At 43.8% G+C, this 16064-nt stretch carries 18 protein-coding genes, 1 other RNA gene, 1 pseudogene and 1 riboswitch; of the genes and pseudogenes, 3 read left to right on the top strand and 17 right to left on the bottom strand.

Annotated elements, in window-relative coordinates; genetic code table 11:
- Window positions 1-129 precede the first annotated feature (129 nt).
- The 3 genes from fbpC to ACW5MY_RS10195 form a co-directional block, all read right to left on the bottom strand.
- On the bottom strand, window positions 130-225 hold the full coding sequence (fbpC, locus tag ACW5MY_RS10185; RefSeq protein WP_118977655.1) for a Fur-regulated basic protein FbpC: 96 nt from the start codon (window positions 223-225) through the stop codon (window positions 130-132).
- Between the two features lie 72 nt (window positions 226-297).
- The gene (locus ACW5MY_RS10190) at window positions 298-804 is read right to left on the bottom strand and encodes an isoprenylcysteine carboxyl methyltransferase family protein (RefSeq protein ID WP_013352622.1); all 507 of its coding nucleotides are present in this window, start codon (window positions 802-804) and stop codon (window positions 298-300) included.
- Window positions 804-1904, bottom strand: coding sequence for a type III polyketide synthase (locus ACW5MY_RS10195; protein WP_013352623.1), 1101 nt, complete (start codon window positions 1902-1904; stop codon window positions 804-806). Before ACW5MY_RS10195 ends, ACW5MY_RS10190 begins: the two co-directional genes overlap by 1 nt.
- A 165-nt stretch (window positions 1905-2069) precedes the next feature.
- On the opposite strand from ACW5MY_RS10195, the gene ACW5MY_RS10200 reads away from it, so the two are divergent.
- A complete protein-coding gene (locus ACW5MY_RS10200; RefSeq protein ID WP_289393684.1) occupies window positions 2070-2678 on the top strand; it encodes a GNAT family N-acetyltransferase in 609 nt (202 codons plus the stop codon).
- Window positions 2679-2707: 29 nt separating this feature from the next.
- Here ACW5MY_RS10200 and ACW5MY_RS10205 read toward each other — a convergent pair whose 3' ends face one another.
- On the bottom strand, window positions 2708-3016 hold the full coding sequence (locus ACW5MY_RS10205; RefSeq protein WP_013352625.1) for an MGMT family protein: 309 nt from the start codon (window positions 3014-3016) through the stop codon (window positions 2708-2710).
- Between the two features lie 893 nt (window positions 3017-3909).
- Here ACW5MY_RS10205 and ACW5MY_RS10210 point away from each other — a divergent pair.
- Window positions 3910-4206 carry a hypothetical protein gene (locus tag ACW5MY_RS10210; RefSeq protein WP_013352626.1) on the top strand — a complete coding sequence of 99 codons (297 nt, stop codon included), beginning with the start codon at window positions 3910-3912 and terminating at the stop codon, window positions 4204-4206.
- 164 nt (window positions 4207-4370) lie between these two features.
- On the opposite strand, the gene pbuX is transcribed toward ACW5MY_RS10210, so the two are convergent.
- The 5 genes from pbuX to ACW5MY_RS10235 form a co-directional block, all read right to left on the bottom strand.
- On the bottom strand, window positions 4371-5675 hold the full coding sequence (gene pbuX, locus ACW5MY_RS10215) for a xanthine permease PbuX (RefSeq protein ID WP_118977654.1): 1305 nt from the start codon (window positions 5673-5675) through the stop codon (window positions 4371-4373).
- Window positions 5672-6256, bottom strand: a complete 585-nt coding sequence (xpt, locus tag ACW5MY_RS10220) for a xanthine phosphoribosyltransferase (protein ID WP_013352628.1) — start codon at window positions 6254-6256, stop codon at window positions 5672-5674. The genes pbuX and xpt overlap by 4 nt, the downstream gene beginning before the upstream one ends.
- A gap of 97 nt (window positions 6257-6353) precedes the next feature.
- Window positions 6354-6453, bottom strand: a riboswitch (purine riboswitch).
- A 132-nt stretch (window positions 6454-6585) separates the two neighbouring features.
- Window positions 6586-8088 (bottom strand): carboxypeptidase M32, encoded by a 1503-nt coding sequence (locus ACW5MY_RS10225; protein WP_013352629.1) that lies wholly within the window; start codon window positions 8086-8088, stop codon window positions 6586-6588.
- Window positions 8089-8199: 111 nt separating this feature from the next.
- Window positions 8200-10119: an ATP-dependent DNA helicase gene (locus ACW5MY_RS10230; RefSeq protein WP_013352630.1), complete on the bottom strand. Its 1920-nt coding sequence runs from the start codon at window positions 10117-10119 to the stop codon at window positions 8200-8202.
- A gap of 103 nt (window positions 10120-10222) precedes the next feature.
- Window positions 10223-10414: a hypothetical protein gene (locus ACW5MY_RS10235; RefSeq protein WP_013352631.1), complete on the bottom strand. Its 192-nt coding sequence runs from the start codon at window positions 10412-10414 to the stop codon at window positions 10223-10225.
- Window positions 10415-10580: 166 nt separating this feature from the next.
- Between ACW5MY_RS10235 and ACW5MY_RS10240 the strand changes: the two genes are divergently transcribed.
- On the top strand, window positions 10581-10733 hold the full coding sequence (locus tag ACW5MY_RS10240) for a YpzG family protein (RefSeq protein WP_003153548.1): 153 nt from the start codon (window positions 10581-10583) through the stop codon (window positions 10731-10733).
- A gap of 83 nt (window positions 10734-10816) precedes the next feature.
- On the opposite strand, the gene ACW5MY_RS10245 is transcribed toward ACW5MY_RS10240, so the two are convergent.
- The 8 genes and pseudogenes from ACW5MY_RS10245 to ACW5MY_RS10280 all read right to left on the bottom strand — a co-directional run bounded on the left by ACW5MY_RS10245 (window position 10817) and on the right by ACW5MY_RS10280 (window position 16063).
- On the bottom strand, window positions 10817-11263 hold the full coding sequence (locus tag ACW5MY_RS10245; protein ID WP_013352632.1) for a hypothetical protein: 447 nt from the start codon (window positions 11261-11263) through the stop codon (window positions 10817-10819).
- A gap of 311 nt (window positions 11264-11574) precedes the next feature.
- The gene (locus ACW5MY_RS10250; protein ID WP_013352633.1) at window positions 11575-12723 is read right to left on the bottom strand and encodes a THUMP domain-containing class I SAM-dependent RNA methyltransferase; all 1149 of its coding nucleotides are present in this window, start codon (window positions 12721-12723) and stop codon (window positions 11575-11577) included.
- 97 nt (window positions 12724-12820) lie between these two features.
- Window positions 12821-13202: RNase P RNA component class B (gene rnpB / locus ACW5MY_RS10255), an RNA gene on the bottom strand.
- A 55-nt stretch (window positions 13203-13257) separates the two neighbouring features.
- Window positions 13258-13557, bottom strand: coding sequence for a cell division regulator GpsB (gene gpsB, locus ACW5MY_RS10260; RefSeq protein ID WP_003153541.1), 300 nt, complete (start codon window positions 13555-13557; stop codon window positions 13258-13260).
- A gap of 79 nt (window positions 13558-13636) precedes the next feature.
- The gene (locus ACW5MY_RS10265; RefSeq protein ID WP_013352634.1) at window positions 13637-14185 is read right to left on the bottom strand and encodes an SLOG family protein; all 549 of its coding nucleotides are present in this window, start codon (window positions 14183-14185) and stop codon (window positions 13637-13639) included.
- Window positions 14186-14269: 84 nt separating this feature from the next.
- A complete protein-coding gene (cotD, locus tag ACW5MY_RS10270; protein WP_014470062.1) occupies window positions 14270-14512 on the bottom strand; it encodes a spore coat protein CotD in 243 nt (80 codons plus the stop codon).
- A gap of 83 nt (window positions 14513-14595) precedes the next feature.
- Window positions 14596-14703, bottom strand: a pseudogene (locus ACW5MY_RS10275) (hypothetical protein); the annotation flags it as partial.
- Window positions 14704-14824: 121 nt separating this feature from the next.
- Complete coding sequence (locus ACW5MY_RS10280) at window positions 14825-16063, bottom strand: ribonuclease H-like domain-containing protein (protein ID WP_013352636.1); 1239 nt, start codon at window positions 16061-16063, stop codon at window positions 14825-14827.
- Window position 16064: the final 1 nt, after the last annotated feature.

Raw genomic sequence — 16064 nt, forward strand, 5'->3', positions numbered from 1 at the left:
CTCTGAAAAAAACCTCTCTCCCATTTTACACAAGAATGGTTCACTTTTCTTCAGGAAACGGCAAAAAAGCCGCCGATATCGGCAGCTGTTAAAGAAAAAAACACCCGCGGCAGGAAAAACCGCAGATGCTTAAGAGGACATCGATTTATTCGAAACTTTTTTCAATACAAAACCAATTAAAAAGCTGTATGTACAAACGGCTGCAAATAAAAATAACATTGTCATTTTTGGCACCACCTTGAATGAGAATCATTTTCATATTTACATCTTATCATGAGTGAGAATGATTTTCAATCGCTATTTTGCGGTGTTTTCTTCTAAAGCCTTCTCTTCGGCGCGAATCCTCACAGTAAGCATGCAGGCATTAAGGATTGAAAAGAGAAACAGTGTCCAATACGCCCCGTATAACAGCGGTAGCAAGATAAATTCTAAGATGACAACCGCATAGTTCGGGTGCTTCATCCACCTGTACGGCCCCTTTTTGACAAGCTCCGCATCCGGCACGACAAGGATTTTCGTATTCCAATATCGCCCCAGCGATAAAAGCGCCCAATACCTGATCCCCTGCACAAATAAAATGATACATATAATGGCGGCCCACCTTGGAGAATGCGCTTTATGAAACGCCGCCACCTCGGCAATAAGAGAGACAAAAAAGAGCACGTGCATCAGAACGAGAAAGGGGTAATGCCCTTCTCCGTATTCGACGGCGCCTTGTTTTTTCACTTTCCGCTCATTGCGCCGGGCCACGATCATCTCCGCAATCCGCTGGGCAGCAAGGAGTATGATAAACAGCCAAAACATTAAGATGCCCCCCTTTCCCAGCTGAACAGCAAAAGCTCAGACGAAAATCCCGGCCCGAGAGCGCCGATCAGCCCTTTTTCGTTTTCTTTCTGCCGTCCGTGCAACAACTGTTCTTTTATGACATGAAAAATAGTTGCTGAAGACATGTTCCCGTGTTTTTGCAGCACCTTCTGAGATGCCGCCAGCTGCCCGGCGTCCATTGAAAGGCTCGTTAAATAGGCGTCAATGACCTTTTTCCCGCCGGGATGGGCAAGAAAGGTTTTAATGTCGTGAGACAGGACTCCATGTTCATATAAAAATTCATCAACATTATCCTTCAGCCAATGTGAAACAAGAGTGGGAATGTCTCTGGAAAAAATGACTTGAAATCCGCTGTCGGTGAATTCCCAGCCCATCACATCTTCCGCATCCGGCATCATCACCGATTGAGTGGCGAATATCCTCGGAACGAGCGGCTGTTTGACGTCTTTCCGGCTCGCCTTCTCCCCTCCGATTAGTACGGCGGCAATTCCGTCCGCAAACAGGGAGGTTCCGATTAAATTGCTTTTTGACTTGTCCTCCGGCTGAAACGTTAAGCTGCAAAGCTCAGCCGCGATAACAAGCACGTATGCTTCAGGGTAGGCACGGCAGTATTCATACGCCCTGGACAGCCCGGCCGCTCCGCCCGCGCATCCTAAGCCCCAGATCGGGATCCGTTTTGTTTTCGCAGAAAAAGGAAGCTGATTCATCACCTTCGCTTCAATGCTGGGTGTCGAAAGCCCGGTGCTGGAAATAAAAAAGATCGCATCTACTTTTTCATATGGAAAGGGATTTGTTAAACATTCCGGGTTTGTTAAACAATCAACCGCCGCATCCACGCTGTGCTTAACGGTTTCTTCCGTATACAGCCGGTTCTTTTCTGAAAAACCCCGTTCCGTTTTATACCATTCAATCGGCCGTACAAACTGTCTTGATTCAATTTCGCCGTTTTGAAAGGCTTTTAACAGCCGGTCAATATCCTTAAATGAATTGGCAAACATCCCTCTCGCAAATTCCGCCGCCTTTTCTTGCGAGACGTGATGCTCCGGAATACTCGTTCCGACCGATAACACATATGCCATACCCATCACCTCTTCACATAAAGGTTTCCGCTTTTTTCCTGAATGTATGCACGAGGTTTGAATGAAGGATTTCGCTGACCTGCCATTTTCATTGCAAATTGGCCCTTTTGAATGACAAACCGTTCGATTATACTTGATCCATTCATAAAAAAGGTTGTGATAGGAATGCTGACACCCGTCATACTTAAAGGGTCACTCGTTCAGTTAGAGCCGATGAAGCTTGATCACTCTCAGGCACTCTGCGAAGCGGCTTCAGAAAATAGAACAACTTACGCTTACAGCCATGTACCTGACGGAATCCAAGAAACAAAGCGTTATATTGAGCATGCGCTTTCCGATTATGGAAAAAGGCTTGCATTGCCTTTTGCAGTACGGAGCCTTAAAACGGATCGAATCGTCGGAAGCACGAGGTTTATGGATGTGGGAGTGTTTACGCGGCCGCCCGATGCAGCTCCGGAAGTGTGTGAGATCGGCAGCACGTGGTATGCCTCTTCCATGCAGCGGACAGGTGTCAATACGGAGTGTAAACTTTTGATGCTGACCCATGCGTTTGACGTGTGGCAAGCTGTCAGAGTGACGCTGAAAACCGATGTTCGCAACCAGCGCTCACGGACTGCGATTTTACGGATCGGAGCCCAATTTGAAGGAATCCGCCGCGCGCACATTCCGGATGTCGACGGCGGCCTCAGAGATACCGCCTACTACTCCATCCTTCATGAGGAATGGCCTTACATCCGGCAAAACCTTTCTGACCGGCTCGGGGCATACAACTGAAAAACCTGCCGATATATACGGCAGGTTTTTTACATTTCCGGATCATATGCGTATAAATTGAGATTGATCCGTCCTTCTGGCGTGACCTCTACCCCCTCAGCCTCAAGAGACAGCTTCTGTACTGAAAACAGCTCTTCATCTTTTAACCCGATTTCACCCTTTGCATTGATGACCCGGTGCCAAGGAAGACGATGCTTTTTACTCATGGAGTGAAGTATCCTCACAACCTGCCTCGCTCCCCGCGGACTTCCCGCAAGGCCGGCAATTTGCCCATACGTCATCACTTTTCCTTCAGGTATCTGTTTGATAATGGCTAACGCCCGTTCCGTAAATGTCATGGAAACCCTCATTTCCCGAAATACAGCAGTATTCTTAGCTTCTTCCGCACTTATCATACAACAGTTTTGAAGGTGAAGTCACTTGAGCGGCAGCCTGCTGTTTGTACTAGGTTTTAGAGAAGCGTCTCAGTACCTATCCGAAGAAAAAGAAAAGGTTTGTACTGCTCATGCCTAAAGATGGTCAGAAGCAATAGCTGAAAAATTAATCATCATACTGGTGAGTTCTGTAATAATTCTCAGCGGGATAGATATTCCACTCCCAAAACATTTGAGCCCTGAGATAAAATATTCCGATCTATAAAAATTTCAAAATTAAGGAGCATTCGTTCATATTCAATTTAGTTAAGAATCCATAGATAGTTCCGATCAGCAGAAATTTTTGTTTTGACAATTAACAAATAGCAGCCATCAAAAGATGTGCAATTGTAATATACTCCGTCTTTTAAAAAACATTTTTCAATTTCTTCTAGATTAAGTATATGAAGCCCCCGCGTGCATTTCTGCCATAAATCAGCACAGCAAATATTCTAGCCTCGTTATGATGCAGTTTCAAAAAAACTCTATAGTCATCGTGGAACGAAACATTCAATTTCTCGATTGTTTGCACCTTTAGAAGAGGTGCATTTCACTTCAGCCAAAATTCCCTCACTCTTTTAAAGTTTTAATTGTCCTTTTTCAACAATGAATTCTTTTAAACCTTTTATTTCTTTTCAGGTTTTATAGCTATCTTTTTTGATAGTTATATGATGGTGCTTATTCTATCACCCTTTCATGAACCACGATTTAAGTAAATTATTAGTATGTTCACAAAAAGTTAACAAAAATGATCATGGACACTTTTAACATAATATGTAATAATACAGTTGTATCAAAAAAGAAAAGGAGTGTTTAAAATGAAAATGAAAAAAGTCTTAACTGGTTCCGCCTTGTCTCTTGCTCTGCTTGTTTCAGCTGCACCTGCATTTGCAACCGCTGCTTCAGCAACATCTAACACAGTCAGTGTTGAAAAGGAACAAAAAGTAATAACACCACAAGCATATTTAAAAAGAGTTCCTCTTACTGGATATCCATCTAGATGGAGCATTCCTAACAAAACAGTTTTCATGGGAGTGACACTATACTTGAAAGAAGCTAGACAGGAAAGTGATGGTACATGGACTGGAATATTTGAAGGTTGGATTAACGACTAAATAATATTGGAGTATCTTGAACATTTGTCCTTTAGGACACGTTACAAATAAAATGAAAGAGGATGCCTCACAAAAAGTTCAGCAAACTTTCGGAAGCATCCTCGATCTCGGGATTTCATAAAGAAATATTATTAAAATGTTATTTTTTTAAGAAAAACGGGTGACTAACCCTCTTGAACCCTTGTCACATCAAGGGTTTTTTTCGTTTTAGGAATCATATTATAAACAATATTCAAGAGCACGGCGGTAAAGCTGCCGGCGACGATTCCGTTTGTGGTCAGTAGATTTAGGTAAGACGGCAGATGCTTAAACATATCGGGAACGACGGTTACACCGAGTCCCAATCCGACCGAACACGCGACGATCAGAAGGTTTTCCTGCTTTTTAAAGTCAATGTGGCTAAGCATTTTAATGCCGTAAGAAATGACCATGCCAAACATAGCTACCATCGCGCCGCCCAGCACCGAAGATGGGATGATTGTCGTGAAGGCTGCGATTTTCGGAAAAAGGCCGAATAGCATTAAGAGTACGCCCGTGACTCCGATGACCGCGTTTTTCTTAATTCCCGTCAGCTGTACGAGCCCCACGTTTTGGGAATAGGCCGTGTACGGAAACGCGTTGAAAATGCCGCTAATGAATACCGCCAGCCCCTCCGCGCGGTAGCCTTTTGCTAAATCGCGTTCAGACAGGCGCCGGTTTGTCAGATCACCGAGAGCGAAATAGACGCCGGTTGATTCAACAAGACTGACAATGGCAACGATGGACATCGTAATAATCGGTGCCGCATGAAATGTAGGCGTCCCGAAGTAAAACGGTTTAATCATCTGAATGGCGTCAGCGTTCGCCACATTGTCAAATTGCACTTTTCCCATAAAATAAGCGATAGCCGTCCCGATGACAATACCGATTAAAATCGAAATGGATTTCAAGAACCCTTTTGTAAACCGGTAAAGCAGCACAATGATGACAAGCACCGTAAATCCGAGAGCAAGGTTAGCCGGATCACCGAAATCCTTGCTCCCTTCCCCGCCGGCAATGTGATTCATCGCAACCGGCATCAAGGTCATTCCGATAATCGTTACAACAGATCCGGTTACGACAGGCGGAAAAAAGGCGACGAGCTTGCCGAAGAAAAAAGACAGCAGAATGACTAGCAGACCTGATGCCAAAATGCTTCCGTAAATAGCTGAAATCCCGTATTCCTTACCGATGGAAATAATCGGCGCCACCGCTGTGAACGTACAGCCGAGCACAACGGGCAAGCCGATGCCGAAAAATTTGTTTCTCCACACTTGAAGCAGCGTAGCCGCCCCGCACATAAAAATGTCAATTGAAACGAGATAAGTCAGCTGTTTTGCGTTCAGCCCCAGTGCCGCTCCTACAATTAAGGGAACGACAACAGCGCCGGCATACATGGCAAGCACATGCTGAATACCGAGGGAAAGTGTTTTGGCATAGCCGTTTTTCATGAACGGACCTCCTGTACAAATGTCACTTTTCCGTCCTCAAGCGATTGAATTCTCGCCAGTGATTCGACCCGGCATCCTTTTTTCACGAGCTCATCTCTTCCCGGCTGAAATGATTTTTCGATAACGATGCCGATTCCGCTAACTGCTGCACCAGCTTGTTTCACGATGGACAAAAGCCCTTCTGCCGCCTGTCCGTTCGCTAAAAAGTCGTCAATGATTAACACGCGGTCTTCTTTAGATAAGTGACTGCCGGAGACGGCAATCTGACTTTCTGTTTTTTTCGTAAAAGAATAGACGGACGCCGTCAGCAGATCATCCGTTAACGTGAGAGACTTCCTTTTTCTCGCAAAGATGACGGGAACACCGAGCTCAAGACCGGCCATCACCGCAGGGGCAATGCCCGAAGATTCAATCGTGACGATTTTTGTGATACCGTCTTTTTCGAAACGGCGCGCAAATTCTTGACCAATCTGCTGCATGAGAACCGGATCAATTTGATGATTTAAAAAAGAATCAACTTTCAGCACTTGGTCAGAAAGAACGATTCCGTCTTCTTCTATTTTTCGTTTTAATGCTTCCACAATGATTACCCCCGCTTATATAAAATAAAAAAAGCATTGCCCGCTCTCAAAAAAGAGCAAGCAATGCCGAATAATCTACACGTAACGGCGAATGAAAGCCGTCCCATTGCTCACTCATAGTCGGTCATTTACGGTGACCGGTAGAAACTTGCGTGCCATATCCACGCGATTATATGAGTGTTCGTATGATATTAATCAAATTATAACAAGATACAGTCCTTTTGCATAGAGAAATTTGAATATTTCCGAACTTTTACAAAGAATCAGTTTCTATTATTCGTCTTTTTGGAATTTTTAGAAAAACACCCGGCGTATACCGGGCGTTTCGTTTATAAATATAAATTTGAATATTTGCCGACGAGATACTCAATAAGATATTGGACGTTCAGCTCTTCTCCCGTTGCATCTTTAATGATGTCTAGCGGCATTTTACGTCTTCCGTGCTGATGAACCTTTTCTGTCAGCCATTGCTTGATCGGCTCAAAATCGCCCCGTTCTATTAATTGATCAAATTCAGGCAGATCGTCAAGCATGGTATTCTTCAGCTGAGCCGCATACATATATCCGAGCGCATAGGAAGGGAAATAACCGAAATCTCCGCCTGCCCAATGAACGTCCTGCAAAATGCCTTTCGCGTCAGATGGCGGCGTAATGCCTAAATAATCATGATATTTTTGATTCCACAATGCAGGCAGTTCTTCAACTGTCACTTCATTGCTGAAAATCGCTTTTTCAATTTCATAACGGATAATAATATGAAGCGGATATGTCAGCTCATCGGCTTCAATTCGGATAAAGGACGGTTTCGCCTCGTTGACGGCGCGTACAAAATCCTCTCTTTTTACATCTTGAAATTGATCAGGCGAAGCCTCAATCATTTTTTCATAATATGCGGTCCAAAAATGTTGATTTCTGGCGATAAAGTTTTCATAAAATAACGATTGGGATTCATGAATGCCCATGGATGCACCGTCAGATAAGTTCGTTCCGCTAAGCGCTTCGTCAATATTCTGCTCGTAGATCGCATGCCCGCATTCATGTATCGTTCCGAAAATCGCGGTGCGGAAATCGTTCTCGTCATATCTGGTCGTGACCCGCACATCGCCGCGGTTGATTGTCGTCATAAACGGATGCACCGTCTCGTCCAGGCGGCCGCCGTCAAACTCATATCCGAGCTCTTTTAAGAAATACAATGATAGATCTTTTTGTTTTTCTTTCGGAAATGTTTTTGTTATAAAGGAGGTGTCCGGTTTATTGCCGGATGCCGTCACTTTTTTGACAAGCGGAATAATCGCTTCCTTCAATTCAGAAAACAGCTGATCCAGCACCTTTACCGTAACACCCGGTTCGAAAATATCGAGCAATGCGTTATACGGGTGGTCTTCATAACCCCAATAAGAAATAAACCGCTTATTAAAATCAATCAGCTTCTCAAGGTAAGGAGCAAACATAGAAAAATCAGAAGCCGCCCTTGCCTCCTCCCAAGCCGTTTCAGCTTTCGATGTCAAAATGACGTATTCTCTATATTCATCTTCAGGAATTTTTTTATTATGATCATAATCTTTTTTTGCAAGTTCCGCCGCTTTCACTGTATCTTCAGGCAGCTCTTCGGCATGCGCGAGAAGGATGTCAATCAGCTCTTTCATCCGGTCGGATGTCTGGATTTGAAAAACGTCAGCCGACAGCTGACCGATGCTTTCCGCACGGTCATCAGAGCCTTTTTTCGGGGCTCCCGTTCTTGAGTCCCAATGCATAAGCGCAATGGCTTCTTCATAGTGGGATACCCTTTTCAGCAGATCAAAAAATTCTTTTTCATATGTATGTAAATCCATAACCGTTCCCTCCCTTTTCACTATCAATTACAGGCTAATGGAACGCCGTGATAAAGTCAACTTCCCGGATTTAAAAAAAGCCGCAGGATGAAAATCCCGCAGCATGTGTTTTTATACGATTTTCGGTGTAACAGGCAAGACCTTTTTGACTTCGGCCAGAACCCGTTCGCTTTCTCCGCCCGCGTAAATGGATATGGTTCCTCTGTCTTGATTAGAGCGGATAAGGCGGCCGATTCCCTGCCGGACTCTCAGCAGCATGTACGGCAGATCAACTTCCTCAAACGGGTCTTTTTTCGCTCCGTTCCGCTTTGCGGTAAATACAGGGTCATGCGGCGGATAAGGCAACGCCCAAATGGTCACATTTCGGAGTGAGTCACCCGGAATGTCAAGACCCTCCCATAAGTGGACGGAACAAAGCACTGATTCTTCATCCCGCTGAAATTTTTCGACCAGGCTGCTGATCTCTTCGTCACCTTCGTAGTATATCGGATACGGCAGTTCCCATGCGGCAGCCTGTTCTTTAAATTCCTTCATATCTTCAAAAGAAGGGAAAAGAACGAGGGTGCGGCCTTCATTCTCCTTAATCGTTTCAATGGTTCTCGCTGTTTTCTGCTCAGACGTCATATCACCGTGAAGCGTAACAGACATTTGCTCCTCGTAGTCGTACGGAGATTCAACGGTAAATGATAAAGGATCGCGGATTCCAAGACTGTCTGCAATATAATCAAATGAACCGCCCTCAGAAAGAGTGGCTGATGAGAAAATATAAGGGATCTTTTTAGAAAAGACCTTTTCTCCCAGCACTTCGGCTACAGTTCTCGGCATCACGACAAATGTTGAGTCTGTATCCTGCTTTTCAAGCCAGCTGATGGCATCCTTTTGATACAGCGAAAGTGAATATGCCATTTGTTCGACGTATTCTTCTACGACTGACAGCTCGTACTTATCAATCGTATACATTTCGGATTCAAATACGAGCGCCTCGCCGATTTTATCAAGCAGACGGCACAGTTCGTCAGCTGCACGCTTAACGCGCTGGTCGTTTTGGATATCCAATCGGTGGGAGCCGGCGATTTCCTTCGATTCCTCTGACAGCACATAGAAAAACTCATCATTTGCGGCAAGGGAATCTTCAATCAATTCGGCAAATTCCTCCCTGATGTCATTTTGAAGCAGGCGCTCTAAAAACAGCTCAAGCGTCGATTGCTTCACACGATAGGTTAACGCTTTTTGCGCGGCGAATTCCAGCAGATGCCCTTCGTCAAACACGACGGCGCTGTGATCCGGCAAAAGCGGCAGCTGCCCTTCCCTTTTGCGTGATTCTTCTGTCCATACATGTTCCATGTAGAAATCATGGGAACAAACAATCAGATCCGTTGATTTTCTGTAATGATCTCTTGAAAGTGTTAAACCGCATCTATGTCTCATATCACATGTTAAACAATCCTGGAAGGAATCATAGCTTACGCTTGACCACTCTTCATTCGTCAAATCAGCGTACTGCTTGCGGTCGCCGTACGGATAAAAGCGCTGCATCGCTTGTGATTCATGCACGAATGAAGGCAGCGACTCATAAAGATCCAGCCACTTTTCATCATCAGAACGCTGCATCGTTTTCTCAAGCTTTTTCAGACACAGGTACTGCTCATGGGATTTTGACAGCCTTGTATCAATCTGTAAATCCAAATGTTCTGTCAGCTTGGAAATATCGCCTTCTTTTTTGACAAGCTGTTCAATTAACGTTTCATCGGCGCATGCAATAATGGCCGGTTTCCCCGTATATCTGGCATAGCTGATGGCAAACAGCAGATACACCAGCGTTTTCCCCGTACCGACTCCTGCCTCAGCGAACATGACCTTTTTCTCTTTAAATGCCCGTTCAAGCTGAAACGCCATAAATACCTGCTCATCCCGAAGGTCAAAGCCTTTTTCGGGAAGGATATCGTAAAACACGTCACCAATCCAATTGTTCAATTCTTCGTAAAAATTCTTTTCTTTTGTTAAAGCAAAAGGCAAACGTGATGTTGTCACCCAACTCCAACCCCTAACTATTCGGCATTCAGACCATCTATAATATCATTTAACCCTTTTCAATACAACAAAAAAACTTGGCCGCGCCAAGTTTTTGTAATTGTTATTTCCGATTAATGACATGTGAACATAAAAACGGATGGTCTGTTGAATGTGTGTGTTTTACCGCATTTTCAAGATTTTCCTGTGCGTGTGTCACGGCGGAAGGATCTAGCTCCGCTCCGGCTTCCTGCAGCTGGGACGCAGTTGCTTCTAACGCCTTTTGTATTTTACTGAAGTACTCACTGTTCAGCATAAAATAAGATCACCTCTCAAATAGAAATAATCATCATTCTATGCCGATGCCTCACTTTCTATACATGCCTTCCTGAATGATCCGCACCTGACCTGCACAAACTACAACAGATATTCGATCGAATATCCATCTTCACAAATTTATTCTATCCGGGAGTGATGGTTACATGAGTTATAAAGATCGATTAGATCAGCATTCTGAATTGTTTCATCACAATTGGACGCGGCCGAAACGCTCTAAATCGCAAGTGAACGGCCACACCGAAATGTCCCAGACCAACATTATTTTACGGAGCAACGCAAAAGCGCACCGCTGGTAATGGCAGAATAAAACGTAAAGATGTTAAAAGGCTGTCGATATTCGACAGCCTTTTAAAATTATTTCTAATGAAATTTTTTCTGACTATTTTCTTTTCTCCACATAAATAGTTTTAGATTGAACTGCATCTTTCATTTTCCCACCTTTGTATAACTCAACATTAACCTGCCATCTCTCTTTAAATCCAGGTTTTAGTAGTTTACTAAAATAAAACTTCTTAACAGGTGTTTTATTCGAGAATGAACCTTTATAGGAAAAATCACCAATATTGTATTCTCCATCTAAGGTGGTAACACCCATTCGATAGTTCAATGTCCCACATTTTCCATTTGTCTGAGCATATACATCAATAGAAGTAGCATTTCTTGTATACGTTGTTGCGTCAGTCCAAACCCTAGCTTCACAACCTTTAATTCCATGAACTGTTTGCCATGAACTCATGGCTGCTTCTGCTTTAGGACTGCAAATAAAAGTAGACCCTGCTATCAGTAATGCAGAAGCACCCATCAAGATTTTCGATACTTTTTTCATTAATTCCAACTCCTTCATATTTTTACATAAAATATTATAAAACGATATTATATATATATCAAGACTAGTAGGTAAATTTTAAGAAATTAGTAAACTAAAGATACTTTTTTCTTTATTTTGAGGAAATTTACAGCCAATTTATGTATTTACTTTATTATCCAACAATACCTCACAGATATTTATATTTAAAAGTATAATAAATAGCCGAAAAACAAGAACACTAGTTCCTGTTTTTCGGCTATAACTTGAAAGACTTATTCATAACCTATTTTTAAAATCATGTTGTCACAAAAATTCTGCTATAAAAGGGACTATATTTTTGAAATTGTTTTTTTCTTTTTTGCCCAATACTGATAATAATCCGCTTTAATAAAACCGTTAAAGAGCTTGCGTTTTTTTGTCGCTTTTCTTCCGTAGGCTTCTTCAAATTGTTCATTTGACGTCAGCATGTAAACAGACCATGTATCAAGAGATTCGAATGCCCGGCCCATTTCTTTATACATCCGCTCGACTTCCTTTTTTTCGCCGAGCCGTTCGCCGTACGGAGGGTTTCCGACGATTACGCCGAATTCGAGTTTCGTCGTGAAATCCTGCACCCGCATTTGCTTGCATTCAATCAGATCCCCGAGCCCCGCTTCTTCTGCATTTTCTTTGGCGATGTTTACCATCCGGTGATCCACGTCACTTGCAAAAATCTGCAGCGGCTGATCATAGTTCGCCTTTTCTTCCACTTCAAGACGCGCCTTGTCCCACAGTTCTTTTCCGATCCATTCCCAGTCTTCTGAGACGAAATCACGATTAAATCCGGGAGCAATGTTTTGCCCGATTAAGGCGGCTTCAATCGCTATCGTGCCGGAACCGCAGAACGGATCAACGAACGGACGGTCAGGCGTCCAGTTGGTTAACAGAACTAACGCCGCAGCGAGCGTTTCTTTAATCGGAGCTCCGCCCTGATCAACCCTGTATCCCCGTTTGTGAAGACCTGTTCCTGATGAATCCAGCGTGATGACGGCTTTATCTTTCAAAAGCGAAATCTCCACTTTGTACTCGGGACCCGTTTCTTCAATCCATTCATTTTGTTTTCCTGATTGCAGCTTCAGCTTTTCCGCTATCGCCTTTTTGACGATGCGCTGGCAGTCAGGCACACTGGCAAGTACTGATTTCACGGACTTTCCGATTACCGGGAACTTTGCGTTTTCCGGAATATATGCGCGCCAGTCAATCGCTTTTGTTTTTTCAAACAGCTCATCAAACGTTTTTGCCTGAAACTCGGCGACCTGTACTTTAATGCGGTCAGCCGTCCGCAGCCATAGGTTAGCGCGGCAGATCGCAAGCGCGTCTCCTTCAAAAATGACTTTTCCGTTGTCTACTTTGCATTCATATCCTAAATCACGCACTTCTTTGGCGACAATCGCTTCAATTCCCATCGGCGCCGTCGCTATTAGTGTGTACTTCTTCATCGTATCACCCTGTCTCTTTTCAGCTTTCGTTTCATTCAAGATAAAAGCTCCCCTTTAAAGGAGAGCTCTAATTTGTCATATCAATAAATGTTTAACGTTCTGTAAGCCATGTTTTGTTCCGTCGTACTGCAATCGGCTCATCACCTCGTACTCAGGCGGCAATCATCTATCTACAGAAAGTATTCTGTCCTTCTATCCGTTCAGTTCCTTCAAGAAGGTTCCCCTACCAAAATTTGGGTTTCTCGCTCGAGGGGTTTACCGCGTTCCACTCTCATCATTTCTGATGAGACTTCGTCACTGTGGCACTTTCAAGGATACTCAGCCATATCCGAAGACGTAGGCTTTTTTCCTGCCGTCAGCCTATCAAGGCTGCCCTAGCTTATTTCTTCGCTAGGCACGAACACTACGGGCATCTCAGCACCGTGCGAGCATGGACTTTCCTCTACAGATTCAAAGATCTGCAGCGATTACCCGAACGTTAAGAACACTTGTTCATTATAAAGCAACTTGTCTCATTTGACAAGTGCATCTGTCTTATTCGTCATAAAGCTTGCTGCCGAATACATGTTTCTCAAGGTTGGACAGCCTTTTCAGAATATCAAAGTTGGTCGTATTGGACTGCACCGGCTGTTTTTTGCTTGCTTCTTCAAGCTGTTTTTTCAGCTGCAGATTTTCCTGCTGCAGTTCTTCAATTTCTTGATGGAAAGTTTCATAATCCTTAATAATCATATCTAAAAATTTGTCAACGTCTTCTTGTCTGTAACCTCTAACACCTGTTTTAAATTCTTTTTCCAAAATGTCTTTCGCAGAAAGCTTTACTTTATCAGCAAGCATCTTTTTCACCTCGTATCGTGAATCATCATGTTATATTTTATTCAGAAACACGTCCCGTTGTCAAATGTTCTCTGGCATGTTATGTAAAGAAGTCTTCTTCTTCAACGGCAGCCCGGAGATCGTCCATCGTAATCGAATAAATCGGATAACCGTCTTTTTCGCGGCGTTTTTCCGCCTGCTGCAGCATATATTTCGGCGACCCTTCCATCTCCGGATCATATAAAAGCAAAAGCGCGTCTGACTTTTCAATAAAGAACGCGTTTTTCTGCCGGAATTGAAGCGGGCTTTCGTACGGCCGATGCGTCAGGCTCTCCTCATAATCTGCCTGTGCAAGCACCGATTCATACATTTCTTTATTCGGTTCCTTCCACTTTTCCTCCTGGCCGTAGAACGGCGTGATAACGGCAACCTTTAATTCCGGATACTCTTCTCTGAGATCGTACGCCGTTTCTGCCGCCCAAAGCTCCGTCCCCAGCTGTCCGGATATGAGAATCCATTCCAAGCCTTCGTCAAGAAAGCTTCTGAGTCTGGTTTCTATCGCCTTTTTTATATAAATAAGCGCCCGGTCATCATGTTTAAAGATACCGAGTTCAAACGGCTTGTACCCCGTTACGGCTAATACTTTCAATTGATCACCTGCTTAAAAAATGGGGCTCCCCATCGGGCCCCATTTTGATTGATATCCTTACCGACTTTGCTTAAGCGTTCAATACTAATAATCGCAGCAAGGGCTTCCGCACTGAAAATGCTGGTGTGTCGTCGGATCAACATTTGAAAAAGTATGCGGATAGTAATGAACGTGCTCAAAGTTGTGGTGATTTACGTTAGTTGTATGTTGCGGATGAATATGCGGCACAACTGTGTTAGTAAAACAATGGTGTTCACAGCAATTAGTCGGATGGACAATCGGCGGCATTACGTTTGGGCAACAATGATGATGATGATGATGAAACATGCTAAATCCCCTCTCCATTAACTTTTATTACACTGTTAAGTTATGAAGAAAAGCGGGTGCATGTTCTAATTCAATCACCCAATTTAGAAATGCATCAGCAAGCTGTCTTTAAAATTCGTAAATACAAACGCAATCAAAAAAACCACGACAAAGAACAAGTAAAAAACACCTTTATACATACCAACTCTCCCCTATAAATAACTAACGCTATTTTACAGGATGCGGCACCATTCTACAACAAAATCGATGCGGATTCAGAAAAAAATATTTTTGGCGAAACAGCTCGGCTTTTGCGCTTTCCCGGGCAATATTTCAAGAGGAATATTTCCTCCTCAGCCGGGCAATTCTCACTTGGAGTTTCTCGGCTTCTTTTTCCGATATTTCATCGTCTTTTGCAGCCTTTTGCGCGGCCTGCAGAGCTTTTTTGAAATCTTTTGCGTGATGCTCAAAATAGATTGCCAGCTCTACCGCTGATTGATGTCTGCATATGTGAAGAGCGGAGTCCGTCAGTTTCTCCCAAAGGGGCACTGCTTCTTGCCTTCGGTTTTGTTTTTTATAAAGCATCGCTAAGTCAAAAAGGGCCCGATCCGAATCTTCAAAGTCTTTGCCTTGCAGCGCTTCCAGCTGCGAAACAGCGCGATCGGTTTCTTTATGAGCGATAAACCACTTCGCCATGGCGTACGCTTCCTGACGTTCTGACGTCTGATCAGAGGAGGCAAAAATCTTTTTTGACATATGAATGTAAAGAGCGATAAGGGAGAGCACATCTTGTTCATTATGGGAGAGCACTCCTTCCAGGAGAGCCGGGTCCTCCGCCTTTAAAAATTGGAAATACAGCATTGGAGCCAAATACCCGGGTGTATCTTCATCCCTTTTAAAGGCCAGCTCTTCATTTTCAACAGCCGAAAGCGATACACGCTCTAATTTATGTTTCCAAAGCCGTCTCGCCCCGTGCAGAAGATCAAAGTGGCCGAATTCAGGAAGTTTCGGAAGCCTGTCCCGAAGCAATGTGTGCCTTGTTTTTACCTGCGGCCAATCAAAGGCTTTGCCGTTATACGTCACAAGGGACGTAATATCAACCTCACTCAAAAAGCTTTGGTAAAGAGCCGCCTCGTTTCCCGGCTTGGGAAGCAGATGCTGTTTTACTATAACACGGTCTTCATATACTCTCGCATGACCGAGCAAAAAGATCATATTGCCGGCCCCGCCGCCAAGTCCGGTCGTTTCCGTATCAAAGAAAAACAGCTGGTTTTTTTCGTATCCTTCGGCTGATAAAGTATGCGTCAAACCGCCTTTATTCCATAACGCCATGACGTCATCAAGTTCATTGAAGCTATACCGTCCGTGGCGGTGCGAAAGCGGATAGACGGTTTCACGGATAAGGCAGTATTCATCCTCAAAGAAGAAAGGCTTCACTCCCAATGCCTCCCAATCTTCTCTAAACGGGACTTGAATATCAGGCACCGGAAGCGAAGAAGCTGCCGGCTTTTTCTCAGTTTCCGGGAGATTCAGGTGGTTTTTCATCCGCTTTAATTTATTTTTCAAGGACATC

It is taken from the genome of Bacillus sp. Bwzl_19, assembly GCF_054900515.1.